Annotated in this window: 17 protein-coding genes, 2 pseudogenes and 1 riboswitch; of the genes and pseudogenes, 2 read left to right on the top strand and 17 right to left on the bottom strand. The window is 40.5% G+C overall.

Annotated elements, in window-relative coordinates; translation table 11 throughout:
* Nucleotides 1–1,320, top strand: coding sequence for a sodium:solute symporter family transporter (locus ABLT31_RS29875; RefSeq protein ID WP_367758564.1), 1,320 nt, complete (start codon nt 1–3; stop codon nt 1,318–1,320).
* Between the two features lie 80 nt (nt 1,321–1,400).
* Here ABLT31_RS29875 and ABLT31_RS29880 read toward each other — a convergent pair whose 3' ends face one another.
* The 12 genes and pseudogenes from ABLT31_RS29880 to ABLT31_RS29935 form a co-directional block, all read right to left on the bottom strand.
* Nucleotides 1,401–2,768 carry a purine/pyrimidine permease gene (locus ABLT31_RS29880; protein WP_367758633.1) on the bottom strand — a complete coding sequence of 456 codons (1,368 nt, stop codon included), beginning with the start codon at nt 2,766–2,768 and terminating at the stop codon, nt 1,401–1,403.
* Nucleotides 2,769–2,785: 17 nt separating this feature from the next.
* Nucleotides 2,786–2,971, bottom strand: coding sequence for a twin-arginine translocase TatA/TatE family subunit (tatA, locus tag ABLT31_RS29885; RefSeq protein ID WP_367758566.1), 186 nt, complete (start codon nt 2,969–2,971; stop codon nt 2,786–2,788).
* Nucleotides 2,972–3,065: 94 nt separating this feature from the next.
* Nucleotides 3,066–4,472 (bottom strand): amidohydrolase, encoded by a 1,407-nt coding sequence (locus ABLT31_RS29890; RefSeq protein WP_367758568.1) that lies wholly within the window; start codon nt 4,470–4,472, stop codon nt 3,066–3,068.
* Between the two features lie 293 nt (nt 4,473–4,765).
* Entirely contained in the window at nt 4,766–5,284 is a 519-nt protein-coding gene (locus ABLT31_RS29895; RefSeq protein WP_367758570.1) for a DUF2179 domain-containing protein, read from the bottom strand.
* Between the two features lie 80 nt (nt 5,285–5,364).
* Nucleotides 5,365–6,447 carry a tartrate dehydrogenase gene (locus tag ABLT31_RS29900; protein WP_367758572.1) on the bottom strand — a complete coding sequence of 361 codons (1,083 nt, stop codon included), beginning with the start codon at nt 6,445–6,447 and terminating at the stop codon, nt 5,365–5,367.
* A 14-nt stretch (nt 6,448–6,461) separates the two neighbouring features.
* The gene (locus ABLT31_RS29905) at nt 6,462–7,895 is read right to left on the bottom strand and encodes an aldehyde dehydrogenase family protein (RefSeq protein WP_367758574.1); all 1,434 of its coding nucleotides are present in this window, start codon (nt 7,893–7,895) and stop codon (nt 6,462–6,464) included.
* Between the two features lie 83 nt (nt 7,896–7,978).
* Nucleotides 7,979–8,201 (bottom strand): annotated as a pseudogene (locus ABLT31_RS29910) (NAD(P)-binding protein); the annotation flags it as partial.
* A gap of 41 nt (nt 8,202–8,242) precedes the next feature.
* A complete protein-coding gene (locus ABLT31_RS29915; protein WP_367758576.1) occupies nt 8,243–9,322 on the bottom strand; it encodes an aromatic ring-hydroxylating oxygenase subunit alpha in 1,080 nt (359 codons plus the stop codon).
* Nucleotides 9,323–9,820: 498 nt separating this feature from the next.
* A complete protein-coding gene (locus tag ABLT31_RS29920; protein ID WP_367758578.1) occupies nt 9,821–10,093 on the bottom strand; it encodes an aspartyl-phosphate phosphatase Spo0E family protein in 273 nt (90 codons plus the stop codon).
* A 327-nt stretch (nt 10,094–10,420) separates the two neighbouring features.
* The gene (locus ABLT31_RS29925) at nt 10,421–11,950 is read right to left on the bottom strand and encodes a BCCT family transporter (RefSeq protein WP_367758580.1); all 1,530 of its coding nucleotides are present in this window, start codon (nt 11,948–11,950) and stop codon (nt 10,421–10,423) included.
* A gap of 295 nt (nt 11,951–12,245) precedes the next feature.
* Nucleotides 12,246–12,908, bottom strand: a pseudogene (locus tag ABLT31_RS29930) (SRPBCC family protein).
* Nucleotides 12,909–12,922: 14 nt separating this feature from the next.
* Entirely contained in the window at nt 12,923–13,291 is a 369-nt protein-coding gene (locus tag ABLT31_RS29935; protein ID WP_367758582.1) for an aromatic ring-hydroxylating oxygenase subunit alpha, read from the bottom strand.
* Nucleotides 13,292–13,521: 230 nt separating this feature from the next.
* On the opposite strand from ABLT31_RS29935, the gene ABLT31_RS29940 reads away from it, so the two are divergent.
* A complete protein-coding gene (locus ABLT31_RS29940) occupies nt 13,522–14,904 on the top strand; it encodes a sigma-54 interaction domain-containing protein (RefSeq protein ID WP_367758584.1) in 1,383 nt (460 codons plus the stop codon).
* 378 nt (nt 14,905–15,282) lie between these two features.
* Here the strand turns inward: ABLT31_RS29940 and ABLT31_RS29945 are convergent, their stop codons facing one another.
* The 5 genes from ABLT31_RS29945 to ABLT31_RS29965 all read right to left on the bottom strand — a co-directional run bounded on the left by ABLT31_RS29945 (nt 15,283) and on the right by ABLT31_RS29965 (nt 22,285).
* Nucleotides 15,283–15,480 (bottom strand): hypothetical protein, encoded by a 198-nt coding sequence (locus tag ABLT31_RS29945; RefSeq protein ID WP_367758587.1) that lies wholly within the window; start codon nt 15,478–15,480, stop codon nt 15,283–15,285.
* A gap of 183 nt (nt 15,481–15,663) precedes the next feature.
* Nucleotides 15,664–15,749, bottom strand: a riboswitch (cyclic di-GMP riboswitch).
* A 31-nt stretch (nt 15,750–15,780) separates the two neighbouring features.
* On the bottom strand, nt 15,781–16,983 hold the full coding sequence (locus ABLT31_RS29950; protein ID WP_367758589.1) for an ATP-binding protein: 1,203 nt from the start codon (nt 16,981–16,983) through the stop codon (nt 15,781–15,783).
* Between the two features lie 126 nt (nt 16,984–17,109).
* On the bottom strand, nt 17,110–17,688 hold the full coding sequence (locus tag ABLT31_RS29955) for a hypothetical protein (RefSeq protein ID WP_367758591.1): 579 nt from the start codon (nt 17,686–17,688) through the stop codon (nt 17,110–17,112).
* Between the two features lie 956 nt (nt 17,689–18,644).
* Nucleotides 18,645–19,865, bottom strand: coding sequence for a hypothetical protein (locus tag ABLT31_RS29960; protein ID WP_367758593.1), 1,221 nt, complete (start codon nt 19,863–19,865; stop codon nt 18,645–18,647).
* Nucleotides 19,866–20,830: 965 nt separating this feature from the next.
* Nucleotides 20,831–22,285: a hypothetical protein gene (locus tag ABLT31_RS29965; RefSeq protein ID WP_367758595.1), complete on the bottom strand. Its 1,455-nt coding sequence runs from the start codon at nt 22,283–22,285 to the stop codon at nt 20,831–20,833.
* Nucleotides 22,286–22,578 lie beyond the last annotated feature (293 nt).

The following is a 22,578-nucleotide window of genomic DNA, read 5'->3' on the forward strand; positions in this document are numbered from 1 at the left end:
TTGTTCTACCGCACGTTTCATGATTATGTCTCGGGAGTAGCCAAACTGGGAATCGGTTTAGGAGTAATCTCCCTCTTGGCCAGATGGGTAACTGGTAATACGATCCTTGCATCACCTGAATCCATTGTGAAATACGGTGTTTTTGGCGGAATCGGGTATGCCTTGATGCAGGCATTCGCCTTAATGGTCATGGGGTGGTTTGGGAAAAAAGTCCGAAACGAATCTAGAGAAAATCTAACGATCGGAGATTATTTACAACAAAAACTCCACTCCTCCGGTTATTGGCTACTGATACTAATTTTACTAATCACAAGTATGGATTTTATGTTTGTCCAAGCAATGATTTCAGGAAAATTATTGCAGATGGTCTTTAACGTGCCCGCATTTATGGGAATATTTTATTTTATTACTTTTTGCATACTGTTTGCGGGTACAGGAGGCATCATTCTAGTTCATCGCTTTGCTATTTTCCAGGTTGTCTTCCTATTTGCGGGTGCCATCCTGATCCCTCTCTATTTTTTTGTTCAGGAAGGGGTACAGCCTGTCTATGAAGGAATTCGGTTATATCATCCTTACTTACTTGTTATCAATAATTATGATGGTTTATTCTTTATGGCCACAGGGATTTTTATTGGGTTGGGGCAAGTATTTGCAGATCTAGCAACCTGGCAAAGAATCTATACTATGGAAGAACAAAAAATTTTTCCGACATTCCTGATATCCGGATTTGTATGGTTGGCCTTTCCAATGGCCTTTTCGACTTTGTTTATGATTTTGATTTATACAGGCGGATTTGATGATATCCAGTCTTTATTTACCGATCTTATGAGTCGACTCGATACTCCTTTGATATTGGCTATCTTTGTTATTTGCTGCTTGAGTGCAACCACTTCTACGTTTGGAGCCGGACTCCATTCTGTCATTAGTTTGTTGGTTCGTAATGTCTATCAGGCTTTAAAGCCGAGCTTAGGTGAGCCCCAAAAGATTCAAATGGGATACAAGCTCGCAATATTGATCGGCCTTTTTTTCCTTGTTCTCACCTATTATTTCACTCCCTCACTTTTAGGTCTTTTATTTTTCTTTGGCAATATCCACGCATCTCTCATTGCTCCTCTGGTTGTGATCATGATGAGTAAAGGGAAAGTGGATAATTTCATTCCATTCTGTACAGTGATCGGGTTAACAGCTGGATTCGGAAGTCGTATGTATCTTGGAAATTTATATAGTATTTGGTTGAGTGCAATGGTTTCCCTCACTTTTGTCGTTGTTTATACTGCAGGGAAGATGATCCTCCAAAGAAACATCGCTAAGAGAATCTGAATCTCTTAGCAATGTTTGGTAAGAAATCTCAAGTATTTGTAAATAAAAAGAACCCGGTATTATGACACCGGGCACCATTTTTATCTCCTAAATAACAGCTTCACCCTTTGCTGACTCGAATTCACGTCCAGCAGTTCGCTACTTTGTTCTTTTTGTACAGGCCAAACCATTTCTAGAACCATAACAATCACGGTTCCGACGAGTAAGCCATTGCCAAAAACATATTGGATTACGGAGGGGAAATCTTGTAAAATCGTCGTTGGCAAAAACATAACGCCCACCCCGAGTAAAAGAGCACTACCCAAGATTGTTAGCTTACGCTGGTCAAGCGAATCGCGCAAGACCGCTTGGAGTCCGATCCCAATTAGCTGGACAAATGAAGCCATGAGTGCAGCATAGGCAACTGGTCCAGGCAATAAAGCCAGATAACTGATCACACTAGGGATTAGAGCCATACAGGCAAGTACTACACAAGCAATGAGGAAAGGTCGCATCCGGTATTGGCCAGTTAGGCGAATAAAACCAGCACTCACAGGGAGCGGTACGATACCAACGGTAGAGAAGGCTGAGCATATCATGTGAGCGATCCCCCCTGCCCACCCTCCACGGTTGAGTGCTTTTTTATCCGGCTCATCATGATGGTTAACGGCTTGCCCAACTGCCGATACGGCTGCGACGGTATTGGAAACTAGGATGAGCGATAGCAGGACAGCGGACATGGCCATGCCCTGGTTCCATTGAGGCCATCCCCACGCCAATATTTCCGGCATTTGGATCCCGCTATCGGCTATAATCGGAACTGCTCCTTTTCCAACAGCATAAAAAGCAATCCAACCGGCTAAGATCCCGATTAATACCGCATAGCTTTTGATCCAGCCTCTCCCGCGTACGGATAAACCAATAACAAGCAAGAAAACACCAAAAGCAATCAGCGCAGTGACCTCATCTACCTGCGGAGATTCTCCATGAACTCCCATCATCCCTTTCAGAAACACACCACTCAACTGTATGGCAAGCAATAAAAGAAAGGAACCTGTTACAAGAGGAGTAAAAAAAGACAGCATCCGTTGGATCATGCCTGTGATCCCAAAGACAAAGAGCAGCAGTCCCGCGACAAGCATCCCTCCTTGCAAAATTTTCAAAGTCTCCAGCAAATCTTGGCCTTGCTGGATGGCTGCATTGCCTAGAATTACAAATACCCCTAGCCATGATCCTGCCGGACCGTCCGCAATGGGTAAGCGGTGGCCCCAAAAGCCCTGTATGAAAGAAGTGAGCCCGACGACGAAAAACGTACGTTGCATCAATCCAGCTACTTCATCTACTGTCAAATAAAAGATTTGACCAAGTACAACGGGTAAGGCGACCGCATTTGCCAGTAAAAATACGAACCATTGCATCGCCCCCAGCCCCTCACGCCAGCGATTTTGAATAACCTCCATGTTTTCCATCTCCATCATTAAAGTGGCTAATTTTTATACTTTGTTGTTTCTGATTTGGCGTCATCAATTACCAGATCTCTAGTAGATTTTTTAAACTCTCTTAAGGTCGAACCAAATGCTCGTCCAATTTCCGGTAACTTGGAAGGACCGAAAATAATAAGGGCAATAATTAAAATGAGTATTAGTCCTGGTATGCCAATATTTTGAAGCATCATTTCCTCCTAAGTATTCATCTTTATTTTTTACCAGCGTTATCACCAATAACGAGCCCTACAAATGAGATATAGCAGCCATTGATGTTTAAAGTTACACGCTATCAAGAGAGCCTGAGCATAAGGTACCCTTATGCAGCACCGCAGTACGCTTCGGCAATCGAGCAACCGCTTCAGCCGAGCAGCTTGCCGGAACAAGTACGGCAGTCGCCGCGTCGCCTACTTGCGGCCATATTTGCTTGCCAGAGTCGTCTAAAGGCGTAATCCCACCGGTAGCAAGGGAAAGTGTGCGGGAAAGGTTATATTCGTCGATTCTTCCACTCTGCTGTGCCACAAGATGTGCCTTCTGCAGTGTATCGCCGATCCCGAACGGTAACCAATGATCCATAATATTATCAGTGCCGAGCAGGACATTCACCTTCTGCTTCTGAAGCAGCGAAATCGGCATAACGTTTTGTTTCATAATTGGAACAGATGATGCAATAGAGATATCTAGGGACGCAAGGCGGTTGGCCATTTCGACGTCGGCGCCATCCGGTAACGAGGCAAGTGAAAATGCATGGCTAATTGTCACTTTGCCCTGCAGCTTGGCTTCCTCTGTCAGATCAGCCAAGCGACGAATTACCTTCAAGCCCATTTCTCCTCCTTCATGAAGGTGAATATCGATGCCTGCTTTATAGTCCACCGCGATTTGTACCATCGTTTGCAACGATTTTTCTATATCCCCGTCAACCAAGGTTGGATCTAGTCCGCCAACATGAGTAACTCCGAGCTGCATGGCTTCGCGCATCAGCCCTTCTACATTTGAACGAAGCAAGCCATGTTGAGGGAAGGCCACGATTTCATGTGATATTTTATCTGAATAGTTTGCTAAGGCGAGCTTCAGTTTCTCGAGATTTTTCAGACCTACGACCTGGTCGATGTTACAATGGTTTCTGATATAAGTCGATCCAAAGCTAAGGATTAACTCAATTAATTTCTCCGCACGTTCTTGAGCCGTTGGTAGCAGCTCCAGCAGCAGTGTTTGCTCTAGGTTAATTATGTCAAAAACATTTTTCCTCGGATATGCCGCTCTCCAAGGACCGCCATAATACGTTTTATCCAAATGAATATGCATATCTTTAAAAGAAGGTAAGAGGAGCAAGCCTTTCGCATCATAGCAATCGATGCCTTTTTTATAGGGGGCCTTAGTATCTAGTATTTTGGTAATGATACCTTTTTCGATCTGGAGGTTGCGCATGACGGTCTCGGTTCCGACGACCTGGCCATTGTCATACTTATATCCGCTTTCCAACCGGACATTCAACAGCATGTAGGAACTGTTTTTTCCTGGTTTTTTGGTGTTATGGTCATCTTTCTTCTTCTCGGCTTCCGCACTTACCGTATCAGGTAGGATGAAACCCATGGTGCCAGGGGCACCGAGAACAGCGGAAGCGACCCCGATTTTTCCGACTTTACCTAGAAACTGCCTGCGGGCCAAACCTTTGTTTTCCTGAACCATCTGGAAATCCTCCTTGTTGGAAATTATGTACCTGTGGTAAAAGAATAGCTGCTTCGTTAGCAAATGGCCTAGAATGAGGATCATCGTCCTAAAGCGTTCCCGTTATGACTCGCCAACTCTACCTATCTAAATTATAAGGAATATTCCGATTAACTTTTTTTAATATTTTTACACTTTTTTTTATTATGTTTACTACTCTTATGATGTATTGATTTGCAAAAACGCCCTTAACTACTGGATAGTTACAATTTATGTTTGCTCCCTCTGCGCCCCCAAGGAGGAGGACAAAGAGCCTATCCTTTCAAATGCTTAACCCAAAATCCCCCCTTTAACTGCTTGGGCTCGTATGAGATCACAAACGCTTTAGGCACACGGTTTTGAATGAACTCTAAGAGCTTCCGTTCATTGCTTCTTTTGGCCAACACTTGCATGACAAGACGCTTTCCATCTTTTCCATCGCCTAGCCAAGAAGTCACACCGAAGCCTTGTTGGCGAAGATAATCAGGCAGGTCGAGTTCTATCGAGTCAACCACTACTTGAATGGTCACATGCCCCAATGCCATGTATTCTTCAATCCGACTTCCCAAATAAACTCCCATTCCCCAGCCGATACAATAAGCTGCTAAATTGATAGGATTATTTAAATTATCAAGAACAATGGCAAGACCTTTCAAATAAACAAAAACCTCAATCATAGACAAAAGGGAAGCAAATAATCGATACCCTTTAATTACAAGGATCATTCTCAAGGTGAAAAAGGATACATATAAGACGTTTATCACAATGATAGTAAGTAGAATTTCATACCCCATAGAACCTGGTCTCCCATTCTAATAAACTGTTAAATAGAAAAGAGAGAGCCAATACCCTTTTTGGCTCTCTATATTTACAACTAAACGATACTCATCTTTTCAGTTAAGATTTGAACCACTCGATTGCCTACCTCTGACGTCTTGGCTGTGCCTCCCATATCCGGAGTAAGTACTGACTTTTCAATGAGTAAACTCTCTACCGTTTCTAGTACTTTTGCTCCTAAATCCTCATGTCCAAAGAAATCCAGGAGCTGACTGGCCGACCAGATCGCGGCCAAGGGGTTGGCTAATCCTCTTCCTGCAATATCTGGTGCAGAGCCGTGAATGGGTTCAAACATGGAAGGATAGGCTCTCTCCGGATTAATATTGGCACCGGCTGCAAGCCCCAAACCTCCCGCAATCGCCGCTCCTAGATCCGTTAAAATGTCCCCGAACAAATTGGAGGTGACAACGACCTCAAATCGTTCCGGCTGCTTGACCATAAACATAGCTGCAGCATCAACCAGATACGAATACGTCGGAACATCCGGATATTCCTTGCTCACTTCTTCAAAGACCCTATCCCAAAACACCATGGAATAATTCAAGGCATTTCCTTTGCTGATGCTCGTAAGGGATTTTCCTAACCGGCGAGCTTCTTCAAATGCATAACGGATGACTCGTTCTGTTCCCTTTCTTGAGAAAACACCGGTTTGCAATACCACCTCTTCAGGCTTTCCGGCAAACAGCCAATCCCCCGCTCCAGCGTACTCCCCTTCGCTGTTTTCCCGAATAAATAGCATGTTTATGTCTTCTTTATTGGCATCCTTCAAAGGGCAAGGCGCTCCCTCCAATAGCGTGATCGGACGGATATTGATATATTGATCGAATCCCTTGCGAATTTTGAGCAGCAGGTCCCATAAAGAGATGTGGTCGGGAACTCCTGGATAACCCACAGCCCCCAAATAGATTGCATCAAAATACCGGAGTTGCTCTAAACCATCTTCTGGCATCATTTCCCCATGTTTAGCATAGTACTCGCATCCCCAAGGGAAGTAGTTAAACTCAAACCGAAAGCTTCCATCCACTTCGGCAATGGTATTGAGTACTTTGACTCCTTCATGAATAACCTCTGGACCAATGCCGTCTCCAGCAATGACGCCGATTTTATAAATTTTTTCCATTTCCTTTTTTCTCCTTAGCCCCGGTTTAAATTCCGGTTCCAGATAACGAGCTTCATTTCGGTCATCTCTTCCACGGCATACTTCAGTCCTTCCCGTCCAGTTCCGCTTTCCTTTACCCCGCCATACGGCATGTGATCTACGCGGAACGTAGGAATGTCATTGATCAGAACTCCTCCAACATGTAGCTTTTCGGCTGCATCCAGCGCCGTGTGCACGTTTTCTGTATAAATCCCTGCTTGTAACCCAAAACGGGAGTCATTCACCCTCTCAATTCCCTCTTCCACCGATTTAATCTGATTGATCAGAACTACGGGAGCAAATACTTCTTGGCAGGATACCTTCAGAGCGGTATCTGCATCCAAAATGACCGTCGGATAGAGGATATTTCCCTCTGCTTTACCTCCTGCTGCAATTTTCGCCCCGCCCTGTTTGGCTTCTTCTATCCAGTTCAAGGTTCTTTGTACGTCACTAGGCGATATTAAAGCGGATACGTCGGTTTGAGGATCTAGTGGATCTCCCAATTTCAACTGATTTGTTGCCTGAATAAACTTCTCAACAAAACGATCATACACTTCTTCATGGGCATAAATCCGTTGTAAGGAGATGCAAACTTGCCCTTGGTTTGAAAAAGCACCTGTGACACAACGTTGAATAATCCTGTCGATGTCCACGCCCTTATCGATAATGACGGATGCGTTCGATCCTAACTCCAGGGTTACTCGTTTTAAACCGGCCTTATTACGGATTCCGATCCCTACTCCAGGGCTTCCCGTAAAGGTAATCATATGAACTCTCGGATCAGTTACGAGTTTGTCTCCCACCACTCTTCCGCCTCCCGTAACCACATTGAGGGCTCCAGCAGGCAATCCTGCTTCTTGCAAGAGTTCAGCAATGAACAGCGAAGAGAGCGGGGTTTGACTGGCAGGCTTCAGGACAACCGAATTTCCTGCAGCAAGGGCCGGCCCAACCTTATGTGCAACTAGATTCATAGGAAAATTAAAAGGTGTAATCGCCCCGATAACCCCAATAGGTTCTCTATACGTATACGCGAATCTCCTTTCTCCACCAGGTGCCGCATCCATAGGAATCGTTTCACCGTGAATTCTCTTCGCTTCTTCCGCTGCGAATTTATAGGTTTGTACGGTACGGGAAACTTCCACCCTGGCTATCGTAATCGGCTTTGCTGCTTCTAAAGCAATAAGGTGAGCCGCTTCTTCTGAACGTTCATCTAGAAGGGCCGCCAACCTTTCCAAGATGGCTGCCCGTTGATGAGCTGGCATCTTAGCCATGGTAACCCGGGCCTGATAAGCCGACTCAATAGCCCTTTCGGTTTCTTCTTCTGTTCCCTGCGGAATCTCCGCAATCACGTCCTGTGTATAAGGAGAGAGTAGGGCACTATAGTTTTTTGATTCCATCCATTCCCCGTTAATAAATAACTTTTTCTTCATCTTTATATCCCCTTTACTATTTAATGTCTTTACTAAAATTTCATACTGGAACTATGGGCTGGCTGCAATTTTGATTCCGGATCCATGTACGCTTTGGCGTTGTTCACAGCGGTCGGTCCCTCACCGAATCCAGCCACATCATAAATATACTTATCCGGGTACAACGCAGATAGCTGCCCGCCCAGTTGCGGCATGCTTTCCAACACCTTGACAGAATTGCCTCATCCCGCAATAAAACGCTGTGAATAGTCCAACCGGACCTCCACCTACAACCGTGATGTCATACACTTTTTCATCTCGTTTCACTTCGCTGCTCCCCTCCCCATACATCTTTGCAGCTTCTCTATTTATTCCCTGATCCCAAGGACATCCTGAACCATTTCATGGAACTGCAGCACCCCGTTTTCCGTAGGGGACAGAACCCCCTTGCCAAATGCCTTGGATCTAAAGCCGATTTGAGCCAATTCCACCAGCTCAATATCCTCATCCCGTACTTGTTCCATAAACTTCAGCAAGTCTTGCTCTTCTTGCGACAGATTTTCTTCCCGGAAGAACACATGGTAAACGCCCATCGTTGTCTCATGATCAACAGGGATCATTTGGATAACAGAAAGGTTTCCAGAACCGGGATAAATGGTAACCATCAAGTTCGGCCACAGCCAATAAAAACGTCCGCCTTGAAACTCTGCTTTATTCAGCTCGATACTTCCCACTTTTTTATCCGGCTTGATGACGGTCCCTTGCACGGAGTAGTTTTCACAGGCAACCACTTTATACTGGCTCATATCCAGTGTCGCTACAAAACCTGGATGAGCAATCGGGCAGTGATCACATTCCAAGTAATTATCCACAAACGCCTTCCAATTCCCTTTGATGATTCGCTGTTTAGTCCAGACTCTTTTTAGTTCACCAAGAAACGGCACGTCGTCTAGAGATTTGAAAAAGTCACCATAACTTTCAGAGAGAGGTAAAGCCTGATCATCCAAATTGACAAAAATCATGGAAGCTTGAATCTCCAGCCGCACGGAACGAAGGCAAGCCTCCCCCTCACAAAAATGCTCCACATCCTTAAAGTTTGGCGCTTTGTTCAGCGAGCCATCTAAATTAAACGTCCATCCGTGATACCCGCATTGGAGAATCTTCTTGTTTCCTTCGTCCTTTTTTTCCAATTTGGTTGCCCGATGGGTACAAACGTTGTATAAGGCTCGGATTTGCTCATCCTTTCCTCGAATAATGACAAGTGGCTCTCCCGCTACTTCACACGTGAAATAATCCCCTACTTTCTGAACTTGACTGATATGTCCTACGTATTGCCATGTCCTAGAGAAAATTTTCTCTTTCTCCTCCACTAAAATAGCCGGATCCGTATATAGACGATAAGGCATCGTTTGATATCCTTGCCCTACGCTTTTCTCTGCTAATGCCATACAATTCACTCCTCTTGTTATCCTTACTTTGATATAGTCTATCTAAGGGGGTAGACTCAATTTCTTATATTGCAACATCCGTGCCAACCCCGTTTTACCACTTATTTATCGAAAATAACGTGTTTTTATCGTTTTATCTGTTGTGATTTGAGTTGATCCAGACTCATTTCAGAACGCAAGTGCTAAATAAAGCAGGAAATAAACGTAATTCCAATGGAATACAGTGAAATTTGGCGATCTAATCCTCGTTTAATTTCGAGTCATTTTTAACTCGAAATAAATCAAAATAAACTCAAACTTTATTAAACAGAAAAAAATATGGTTTCGAATAGAAGCCGTCATGTATCCAGGTTATGTACAAAATTTAATAATCAAGGAATTGTCGAGTTTTTTATGGAGGAAAGAAAACAAATTGAGAAGAAAAACACAGCATTACATTATGAGAGCAAAATAAACAATAACACAGACGCATAAAAAATAGAAACTACGTTATCCTATCTAGCGGCTACGGTCATTAAATTCAATAACTATAGTAAACCTTACGTATTTTTTATCTAAAGCAATGCTTTCACCACATAATCGTTCACCTTGTATAATTCGTAGTTTATTTTTCAATATTAACTTTTGAAGTTGAACTACTTTCTCGTCTAATTTTTGACTCATCCTTAATACGTCCGAGTGACCTATCCCCTTCAGGGTGACCAAATCATTTAATTTTTTCCTCTGTTCCTGTATTTCCCTTTTCAGTACTAAAGCTTTATAATATAACATTCCTACATTCTCCTCTGTGCTCGGGCATGCGGTTAATAAACTAACTAAATATATGCAATTCTCATGCCGAGATTTATCGCAGAGGTCATACATCACTTTTTTTGCTTAAGCGTACAACATGTCAGGCTTCCATTGTTTTGAGTATAAAAAAGCCAGATATATCACTCCCTCTAGGAGAGAGAAATATATCTGGCTGGCTCTAGCTATATTATTCTGATTGCAGGTATCTTCATAATTCAAGTGTACAAAAAATCCCACTGAGTCCAATTAGTTTTAATAAGTATGAGGGTACCTGAATCGTTACATTTTTAATTTATTACCGCGTTTTTAGGCAACTCCATTTTTTTCTTTAACATGTTTATTTTTTCTACTTTGAGAAAGACCCAGATCCTCTTTAAGACCTTTATACGTTGAATAACACATAACCAACATTAACACCGCTAAAGGTACGGCTGTTGCCACGAGTGCGGATTGCAAGCCTGCCAGACCTCCAGTCATAATAAGGACAACCGAGATTGCGGCAATGACAATTCCCCAAATGATTTTCGTCGGATGAGAAGGATTTGGATTGCCATTTTCACTAATCATTCCTAATACAAAAACAGCTGAGTTGGCTGAAGTGATAAAGAAAATGAGTACGAGAGCCATAGCTAAAATACTTAGAAACGAAGCCATCGGAAAATACTCAAAAAATTTAAACAAAGAAGATGTCACATCGTGTGATACAGCAGTAGCAAGCGCTGTTTCACCCATATTTTGAATTAAATGAATGGCTGAGCCCCCCATAACAGCAAACCAGAAGAAAGATCCTAGGACAGGGATAAATACGGCCCCCATCATAAATTCTTTAATCGTTCTTCCTTTTGATATTCTAGCTACGAAACTACCGACGAGCGGCGCCCAGGCAATCCACCAACCAAAATAAAACAATGTCCAGCTGGCAATCCATGAACCATCACTATATGGCTCTGTTCTAAGCGACATACTAACGAAGTTTTGAACATAATCGCCCACTCCCTGGAAAAAGATTTTAAAAATCGTTTGTGTCGGCCCGAGAAAAAGAACAAAGCCCAATAAAGCAAAAGCGAGCAGCATGTTTAAGTTGGATAAATGTTTCATCGCTCCTTGTAGGCCTGAAACGGTAGATCCGATATAAATGAATGTTACCGCCACGATTATAATGGCTTGGATGCTTATATTCACGGGCAGACCCCAAAGAAAATTCATCCCACTGTTGACCTGCAGAGTACCAAAGCCGAGTGATGTGGCAATTCCAATAACTATCGAGAGAATAACAATGACATCGATAGCTTTGCCAAAGGGTCCTTTAATTTTGTCCCCTATTAACGGATAGAAAACTGAACTCAATGAAGATGGAAGTTTCCTCCTGAACTGGAAGAAGGCTAAGGAAACTCCCACAAGTGCATAACAAGCCCAGGCGGAAACCCCCCAGTGCAGATAAACGAATTGCATGGCGAGCTTCGCCGATTCTACAGAGGATGCTTTACCAAACGGAGGATCAATATAGTAGGAAACAGGTTCTGCCACACCCCAAAATACAAGACTGATTCCAATAGAAGCACTAAAAAGCATACCAATCCATGTAGCAGTTTTATATTCAGGACGATCATTATCGTCCCCTAAACGGATATGACCAAATTTGGATAGTCCAATATACATACTGAAGGCAAAGAAAACAAAAACACTTCCAAGTATAAACCAACCTAAATTATTATAAATTAAATTAAGCGATGAATTAGAAAAGCTTTCTAACTGTTTTGGCATAAATACACCAATGCTTATTAAACCTAAGCTGATAGCTAATGATGTGTAAAAAACAACTTTCTTGCTATTCATCTAATCACTCCTCATTTAATAAGGCTGAATATAAAATTTTAACTTAAATTCGGGAAGTAATCTTTGTAAAAGCCATCTAGTTTTCAGGCAAATCAAGGGTTATCGTAAATTCGAACTAACAACAAAAATCGCATCTAAAGAGAAGAATCGAAGAATTGCATGAAAAATGCCGACTCAGAAAAATATTTTGTTAGTTATCCTCGAGTTTAGCGTTACCTACGTTCCCAATTCATATTAAACAGTAATAAAATCCAGTTATTGTAATCGTTTTCTATTGACTGAGTTTGAGGCGACTTCAAGAGTTATCTTTTCCAATCCTAAGAACTTCCTGAACCATTTCATGATACTGCAAAGCGAAATTTTCTGTAGGTGATAGAACACCTTTACCAAACGCTTTGGATCTAAACCCGATTTGGGCTAATTCTACCAGTTCAATATCATCATCCCGCACTTGCTCCATAAACTTCAATAAATCTTGCACTTCCTGTGTCAAGTTTTCATCGCGGAAAAAGACATGATAAATACTAAACGTCGTTTCATAATTTATGGGAATCATCTGGATGATGGATAGGTTACCGAAACCCGAGTAAATCGTCACCATGAGATTTGGCCACAGCCAGTAGAACCGCCCGCCTTGGAATTCCGCCTTATCCAATTCGAGACTCCCCACTTTTTTATCCGGCTTGATCACGGTCCCTTGAACCGAGTAATTTTCATAGGCAACCACTTTGTATTAACTCATATCCAATGTTGCTACGAAACTCGGATGGGCAATCGGGCAGTGATCGCATTCAAGATAATTGTCCACAAACGCTTTCCAGTTCCCTTTAATCATACGCTGTTTGGTCCATACTCGCTTCAATTCGCCTAGAAAGGGAGCAACCTTAAGGCATTCAAAGAAATCACCATAGCCTTCCTCCAAAGGAGGTGCATCCTCATCTAAATTGGCAAAAATCATAGAAGACTGGATCTCTAGACGAACCGAACGAAATCAGGCCTCTCTTCACAAAACGATTCCACTTCCCTCATGTTCGGGGCTTTATGCAACGACCCATCCAGGTTGAACGTCCAACCATGATAGCTACATTGCAGGATTTTCTTATTCCCTTCTCTATTCTTTTCCAATTTTGTCGCCCGATGAGGACACACATTATAGAAGGCACGGATTTGTTCATCTTTTCCCCTCATAATGACCAATGATTCTCCTGCCACTTCACACGTAAAATAATCCCTTACCTTTTGTACCTGACTCACATGCCCCACATACTGCCAGGTTTTGGAGAAGATCTTCTCCTGTTCCTCTTTTAATACTTTAGGATCCGTATACGAGCGATACGGCATCGTTTCGTAAAGTACTTTGCCTTTGTTTCACATCAACATCCATCGTTTAAACCCCTTTCATATACCTGTTAGGAAAGGTAATCCTTCGGTAATATCCAATTGCAAGAATAGTGCCAATAGAAAAAGCCCTATTTCTAATATAAATAACTGTTTAATGCTTCTTTTTCTTCAGAATATGAGTTAAAATAAACTCACTTGAATTTATTTTGACTCAAATAAGGAGTATAGACATGCATAACGGAATCCCTGAACATCCTACAGCCGAAATTACAACGGAAATCTTGATGAATATTCTCGACCACTCTTCCGATGAGATCTTTGTTTTAGATAGGGATGGGCGCATTGTTTATGTAAATCGAACATGCGAAAGGCATTATGGGTTGAAACCTGCTGAAGTAATCGGAAAATTAAACAGTGAATTTATTGAAAAAGGCCTTTGGGGACCATCCGTCATCCCCTATATCCATAAGGAAAAAAAGCCCGTCACAATTAAACAAACCACTTATATCGGCGGGGAACTTATTACAACGGCTGTTCCGATTTTTAATACGGAAGGCGAAATCGAACTCATCGTAACCACTTCACATGAACAAAATTACAAGACCTTGTATAGTCCGGACGATGAAACCAATACTGAGTCAAAAAACACTCACTTACAAGAGGATACTATCATTACAAATAATGAGGATATGAAGGCCCTGATTAAGTTCTGTCAAAAAATCGCCAAGGCCGATACGACTATCCTCATTCAAGGGGAATCAGGTACGGGTAAAAGTGTTCTTGCCAGCTATCTTCATAAAATGAGTCAACGTAGAAATGGCCCCTTCCTCGCTCTCAACTGTGCAGCCATACCAGAGGAGTTGCTCGAATCTGAATTATTTGGTTACGCTCAAGGAGCCTTTACAGGAGCGAACAAGGGCGGAAAAATAGGCTTGCTTGAGGCGGCTAACCACGGAACGATTTTCTTAGATGAAATTGGGGAAATCTCTCTAAAAATACAAGCCAAGCTGCTTCAGGTCATTCAGGAACGGCAATTCTTGCCTGTCGGGGGAAGAGAGCTAAAAACCGTAGATATTCGAATTATTGCGGCCACGAACCAAGATTTAAACCAAATGGTGATAAACAAGCAATTTAGGGAGGACCTTTTCTACCGATTAAATGTCATTGATTTAAAACTTCCTCCACTGAGGGATCGAAAAGAGGATATTATACCTCTCATTTATTATTTTCTTAATAAATTAAATAACAAATACCAAACAAGCCACATTATTACACAAGATGCACTCGACGTTCTTCAAGCATACGATTGGCCTGGGAACGTCCGGCAGCTGGAAAATGTCATGGAACGATTGGTTATTACAAGCGACGGGATGATTCAATTAAGAGACCTTCCAGACATTATCATAAAAAATACGAAACCTGTAATAAAATTAACCTATCCGTCTTCCTTGGATGCAGCCTTGGAGTTACTCGAAAGGGATATGGTCATAGCTTCATTTAAGAAATACAAAACATCGCGAAAAGTAGCGTCCGACCTAAACATCAGTCAATCCAAAGCTTCTAAATTGATTCGAAAGTATTGTGCATCGTTAGAAGACACTTCTTCAGCTTAATAGGTTTTCATTATCACTCAACTAGGACTTTTACTAGTAGTAAAACAATAGATGTTAGAAAAAGCCGAGTTACCTAAGTTAATGTAAATACCAACATTTTTAACTCTAGAGGTATCTTTCTTTCATTTTTTTAAAGTTATTGCATCTATTTTCATTTTTAGGAGACTGACAAGAGGACTAAAAATATTAAAAAGTCCAATCTTCTGGAAAAAGCATCTCATTTGACAAAAAGTCATTGAGGTGCCTTTTTCTTAATTATTCGATATATATAATCAGCTATACTTATAATTTATACATATAAATAGCCTGTTTTACCAAGCAGCCTTCTACCCCCGTTTAACTAAATAAAAAATACCCCCTTTAGTAAAGTATAGGGGGTCATGGCATTTTTTTAAGCATTTCTTTCCCACGATTAGTAATACTAAACTGATCACCGACTGTTTCTAAATACCCTTTTTGACATAGGAAGCTTGCACGGTCAATTGTTCTCGAATCAATTATTTCACTACATAAAGAATCACGGTCTAAGCAACCGTTTTCAGCTAAAAGTGACAAAATACTTTTCGTTAAATCCATGCTGATTCCCTCCTTAAGGATTGGCAGTTAAGAAATTGTATGGAGCCGGGTTACCAAGATCACTTAAGGATTTGTCTTAATTAGGAGGATAACATTTTTGTAAAGTAAACAACGAGTCACTGACAAGACTTACTGTTTTTAACAAAAAATAACCATCCACAATAAAAGAATGACTAACCTCTATTCGGCAACCCGGCTACCATAGTAAAAAACACCTTAGGTCCGTGGCTTTGCGTCTCCATATTTCCATGGATTTGCCTTTTATCGAAGTATTCCTATTTTATTACCAATTTAACTATATTACAATATATAAATCAATACACTGTGAACCACCTCCTTGCTATTTTCCTTTTCATCCATTTCACTTGGTCGATGATTCCTCTTTATGTTTTTCATGTTTGGAGAAACCAACAAAGATTCTGTAGGATTGTTTTTTTGCTGATTGCTATCCCATTCTTCTTGATACACTTGCTCGGCCAATTCCATTTGTTCTCGTTTGGTATTGATTTCTTCTTGTACTGCTTTCTTCATGGCCAATCGCCGATGTTCAGCAGTTAAAGCTTGATCTATGGTGTTTTGAATCATGGATGGAATGTCTGCAGTAAATAAAGGAGGCTCAGGGGGCTTCATGTTGACTAAAAAAGGTAAGGTCGTTTCACGTCCAATAGCCATTCGAACATAGGCATGGTTTGGGTCTACCCGTTGGAAATCTTCGTGTGACAATTCAGGGGACTTCATCCCTTCACAAATATTTTCCGCATCTTTGGCATTCCCGACACGGTAAGCCACATAGGTACCAAAATTCCGAAAAATAGCGCTCGCCACTTGATCTGGAACTTGACCTTCAAGTCCTTGCATACCTAAAATGAGTGGAACGTTGTATTTTCTTGCTTCATCCGCAAAGGATTGAATGGCGTCAGCGGACTGATCCATAAATGTAGGTGCTTCGTCCACAACCACCGGATGTAACGGTAAAGGTTTTCCGGCTGATAAGAGATCTTCCCGACTTAACATAGCTAATTGGGTAAAGGTCAGACACATCGAACCCGCTAACCGACGCTCATCAATCGTCAGTCCGGATAAATCAAAAATATGGTAATACCCTTGATCCATTCCTTCTCTCCACCGAATCCCATTGGATTCCGATCGAAGCATCCGCGACATGGTTTCAGATAAAGTTATCTTTCGTAACTTGTTTAATGTAGAATTGATTTTCGCTTCTTTCACGCGATCATCTAAATCATCATACTTAGAGAGAAAAAGTTTAAGCTGATGATCAATCGGATCCGTATCATCCAATCGACTTAGAATGTTTGTTCTATATACTTCATCCTCTAATATCATCCGCAAATTATATAAAGACGCTTCTCCTACCCGTTGTAAAGTAATTCCCCCATTTAAAAAATTATCATCCACGTTGGGGCCCAAAAAATCTTTCCAAACCCGTTTGCAAACATCGGCTACGTTTTGAGCAATTTTATCGGCACTGGTAGCAAAATCCACATCATAGACATTGAAAGGGAAATTTCCATCTTTAAATCGAACATAACGAACCAGATGCTGTTGTTCTTTAGGGATCCGGCTTGCAATATCGACCGCTAAACTTCCATGAGGGTCAATAACAGTAAATCAGATTTTGTTTTCTTCGGTACGAATTTTCATCAAATCTTCTAAGAAATTATAAATAAAGGTCGACTTGCCCATCATCGTACCGCCCCAAATCGCCATGTGTCGATTGAGACCCGCCAGATCTAACTTCACCAGTGTAGCTTGTCCATGATACTCATGCAGGCCGATGGGAATTTGAATCCCCTCTTTTTTGTCATTCAACCGTTTTACTTCCAAAGGAAGGGGAGTTCGCCGCATTTTCATTCGATCCAATTTTGTAGAATTGACCTTTCCACTTGGCAAACGCAGAAGTATGGCCAGTTCCTCCGCACTTAACACGACGCTATTTTTCATTCGTTCCATGGGAAAGATCCGATTTTTAAATTCGTATCGAAACAGTGGCCGTATGATCCTCCACCACTCTCGTCCAACCAAGCGATTGAGTTCTCCACTAGAAAATTGGCCAAAGGAACGACGACAAGCTTGAATCAAAGCTGCGGTTTCATCCTTAAAATAATGGATTTTCGAATCGATTACGGTTCTCAATTGATAGCATACTCCACGAGGAATGAACCAGGGAATCAAATGGTACCTGCTCAATCTCCCACCTCCATTTCCACTTCCTCACCTTCTCTGATAACCTTACACACTCTTCTTCCTGCCTTTTCTCTCTACTCTCTCCCTCTCCACAACCCCTTACAAACAAACTACTTTACACTACACCCCCCACCCTACAACTACTACTAACTTACACTAAAGAACAAACTTAGACTTTTTTAACCGTACGTTGCTATCTATCTACGGTCCTGAGCAAAACAGTCACGGAATGGAGTGTGCGAAGAGCCGTGACTGTTTTGCTCAGGACCACTGCATTTAACCTCAAAACCTCGGTCAAAAAAGTTTAGGGTAATAATCACACTTATCCTAAACTAAAAACAAAATTGAACTAACTTAATTGGTATCTTTCATCCAATGTTTTCCATAACACCAATATATCAAGGTCTCCATATTTTTCCATTAAACTTGAGAACCAAAATCAATGATAGGTATTAGGATATATTTACCTTCTAAAAACATAGAAATTACTCAAGTAACAATATTCAGCTAAGGTAGGTTAAAAGATAATTGTTAAAAACAATTTTTAATATCTTTTATTAATACCTCTTTATAAAACCCATTAGCATCTTCTCTAAACCGCTTTAATTCCAGTAGTACCAACGGTTCAAAGAATAGATCAAAAATAACCCCCAAAAAAAGATATATTTCTCACAAATTCACTTTGAACTTTCACAATCCCTTATTCATGATCCACATTGTAAAAAATAATATCAACAACTCAAAAATCTAATATCCACAGAAAATTAATCTCCAGAGTTGTATATATATAACTACAAAGTAAAATAATGGATATAACGCGTATTAAAAAAACGAAGATGAGTGGGATGTCCACTTTATCTTCGCTTTGCATGTCCATCCTGACAAGGGTTGAAATAAAAAATGGCATGACAACAACCGACCAACCTTCATTTTTTCAAAAAATGGGATCGCCGGTGATATTAGGCCCTAGAATTATGCTTGAGACTTTCCTGGTATTCTTTTTGATCGATTTCTTCTAACTGTAGAAGCAGATCCAATGCCTCTTTTTGTTGACTCGGGTTAACTTGGTTAGTTATTTTATTCGTTGTCGGTTTTTCCTGAGCACGGGCAATGTCTGTATCGTTCTTTTCCAACCAATTGTAGAAGGGGAATGGTTCTAAAAACTGTTGCTGCCTTTTTTCTTTCGGCTCTTCTTTCTTTTTTAGGTTTGTAAGTATGTAATCACGAACAGATTGTAATTGTACTAATTGCTTTTCAAAGCGTGATACCCAATTGCGAGTGCCGTTAACGAGTAAATCCTTGCTGGTTTGTAAGGCTTGTTTGGTATAAGTAATGTTCTTTTGGATGGTAGGTAAAATCTTTTCTTTTAAATCAAGCAAAGTGCCTCGAAGATAAGGAATAACCTCATTTTTTAACTCTAATTGATAGAGTTTGAAAGAAAGCAATACTTTATCAAGAGCATGGGCAAATAACTCCAATCCGATGGATCCAAGGTCATAGAAATACTGTTTTTTTATGGCGATCATATCACCTTTGGTTTTATCGGAAAGTAAATCACAAGTACTTGTAACCAACAGGTCATCTAACCATTTGATATCTCCTTGATTTTTCAATGGTTGGACTTCAAATTGTTCTAATACACCCGTAACTTTGAACCAATTCTCTCCTTTGGCAGCCGGCTCAAACTTTAAGAACGTCTTAGCTTCTTCCAGTACAACTAAAGCAGGCTTTTTGCTGTAGATGTTTAGGACACCATCATGCTGGGATGGTTTGTGATATAGGGTGGAAACTTCCCTTTCCAATTTACGCCCCTGGTTGTAAACCCCTACCCAAAGAGTATAGAGAATAAACCGTTGAGCTTGAACGCTCAAGGCTTTAAACTTGTCTGATTCGATGAAAGGGTAATGCTTAACATAGCCTTCTTTATAATCTTTAGACGGAACATGCTTTAATAAATAGATACGATCACCTTCGACACGAATGACTCCGTCTTTTTCTGCTGCTCTCATATGTTTATACACAGATTGAATGTCGCACTTCATTTCTTGAGCAATCTCTTCTTTGGTGAGTGGAACCAATCCATCCACACATACAAAACGGGATAATACAAAATGAAATTGCATACGTAGAGAGCTATAATTTTTCGTATAAGCTGGATCACACAGGTCCCGATGGATCATTCCACTCACCTCCTTGGTTAATAGATCTACAAAATTGATTAGATATTTCAGATTGTGTTGGTTTAATAAAGCGTAGTACCGTTGAATCTCTTGAAAACTGTTAGTATAATTAGTCTTGAAAAATAAAAATAAATTTTTGACAATAAAAAGCTAGACCCTGGATTTTCAGTTTTTTGAAAATCGGGTATGTTTGTTTTTAGTTCGATTGTGGGTTTTATCTTTGTTCCTATTGCTACCAACAATAGGAACAGGCTGAGAATCGAAGGCTACCAACCAACGATCTCGGTGTTCAGAAGCACAAAAAAATATTGGACAGAGGGCTACCAACTCTCTGTTCATTGGCCGCTTCCATCTACGAAATGGAAGTATTTTTTTGAGGGACGGTAATCAACGTCTCCCAATATTCGACATTTATATATCTTTGCCTATTATAGCAACATTGGAATTTTTGGGTAAGGGGTCGTAAAGTACGCGTAATTTGTAAAAAACCTATAGGTACTGGACAAATCAACGGTACGCGTTTATCGTAAAAACCTTAAAAATCCCTTAATCCAGCCTGATTACATAACTTATGCAAAAAAACAAAAAAAATTTTTGCTACTTTAGTACGCCAATTCTGTAAAAAGGTATAGTAAAGTACGCCGATTTTGTAAAAAGGCAATGTAAAGTACGTGGAGAATGTAAAAAGTACACCTGAAATCCTTAAATAATGGAAGCATCTGATCATTGATTTTAGTTGCAATTTGACAGAGTACGCGGATTTTGTAAAAACCAATAGATAATTACATGTAATCTGTAAAAGTATAGATCAAAGTACGCGGAAATTATAAAAAGTAATAGCAAAGTACGCGAGATACGTAAAAAGACAGGATGAAACAAACAAAAAAAGTGAGGTACGCTCTTTTTATAAGAGCCAAGCCCCACTTTTTACATTATAAAGTACGCGAAATTCGTAAAAAACTCTATTATTGAATGAGTGTTGTAGTGGATACTGCGAAAAAGTCAGCTTTTTCCGATTCAGTAATAGGTGTCAAGATAATTTCAAACCCGTTTCCCACCCTCTTGTAATCCTCAATCAAGATATTAGCTTCTTTAAACTCCCCAAGCGAGGACTCGATTTGTTTAAGATTCGTGTCTATTCGTTTGGAGCGGAAGCGGATTCGATCAGAGAAGAATGTGTATTCAAAGTGTTGCTTCATACTTCGGCCCTGCAAATGGGCATCTATACGCTCTTTCTGGAAGGCGTAAATCAATATTTTCGACAATCTATTTTCTAACCGATGAATAAAGTGGCTATATATTTGGACGGTCTGCTTTGTGATGAACTGTTGATGTAAAGCATCAGAGAATTTGATTTCACCATAAATACGACCTGTAGCATCTTCTTTTGTTACTTTTACTTCTTGAAACAAATTATAGAGAAAAGTAGTTTTTGTCTCTGGTCCTGTCGTTCTTCCTTCAATACTGAACCGCCCAATTTTTGTCAAACGCTTTGTCGCAAGGTCATAAGCCTTTTTACTGGTGTTTCCATAAACACGTAATAAGAGAGGCCGTAAGTCAAAAACAATCTTCTTTTCCGTATAAAAACGGTTGTCTCTCTGTTCCATGACGTGCTCTATTATTTCGGAATCTGTATCATCAAGCATAAACACTTTATCTAAATGAACTTCTTCATTTTCATCCAAAGAAATAAACGAACGAATAACACGGTTATCACTTAGCTTATAATCATCGTAAACAATTTTCCCCTGTTGCTCCGAATTAAACAAGATATTGCCCTTCATTTTCGCTTTTCCATCCGCAAAAACTGGATTATCAATTAAATCTTTGAAGCGGTGAGAAATCCAATTTTTTGGAGCATTTTTTAGAAAATCACAAATGATACACACCATATCGTTTTCGAAGGCTTTATCAAGTTGGTACTTTTGTTTTGTCTCCAAATAGGGATAATCACTTAATCGTGTTTCTCGATCATTAGCCCACGCTTCGATTTCTTCTATCCGGGTACGAATATATTTTTGTGGGTCTTTAATGTCCGTAAGCGCATCCCTCAGATTTTCAGCTGTATTCTTGCTATCAAGAATTTTTTCCAGCACTTCTCGTTCGGTATGAATAGGTGTATTTTTCTTTGTATCAACTTCTTTTTTGAGCTGTTTAAACCAATTTTTCTTGGTCAATTGTCGCCTTCTATGATAAACGGTTTTAATTTCCAGCAAATCTACCACATCATTGTCATTAAAAAATGTGTTATTCATAATATCGCGGATGTAATCGTCAATAGAGGCTCTTGAATCGGTACTATCTGTAAGAACAAATTTGATCAGCTTTTCTTTTGTCTTTTCACCTATGAGTACATATAGCTCATCAAAGACAAATCTAGGAATCTCTTGAATACTAACACTCATAGTTCTTACCTCCATTATCTAGACCTCCTTTTTATTTTAAATCTGACACCTCGATGTGTCTATGTTTAAAAAACATCCGACATAATATTAGAAATAAAAAAGCACCAAACAAGATCCAAAAGGGTAGACTTTCCCTATGGTCTTTTCCGGTGCTCCCGTTATTGGAATAAGTTCTATCTTAAAACGAATCAAACAACGATGTTAACGCGTAAAAAAAGTGGGTACCTTTGTCATCGGCAATAACTGCTTCAGGAGAGCGGTATAAGTATTTGATCAACCCATTTTTGATCCAGGATCCTTTTTAGTGT

The sequence above is a fragment of the Ammoniphilus soli genome, from assembly GCF_040813775.1.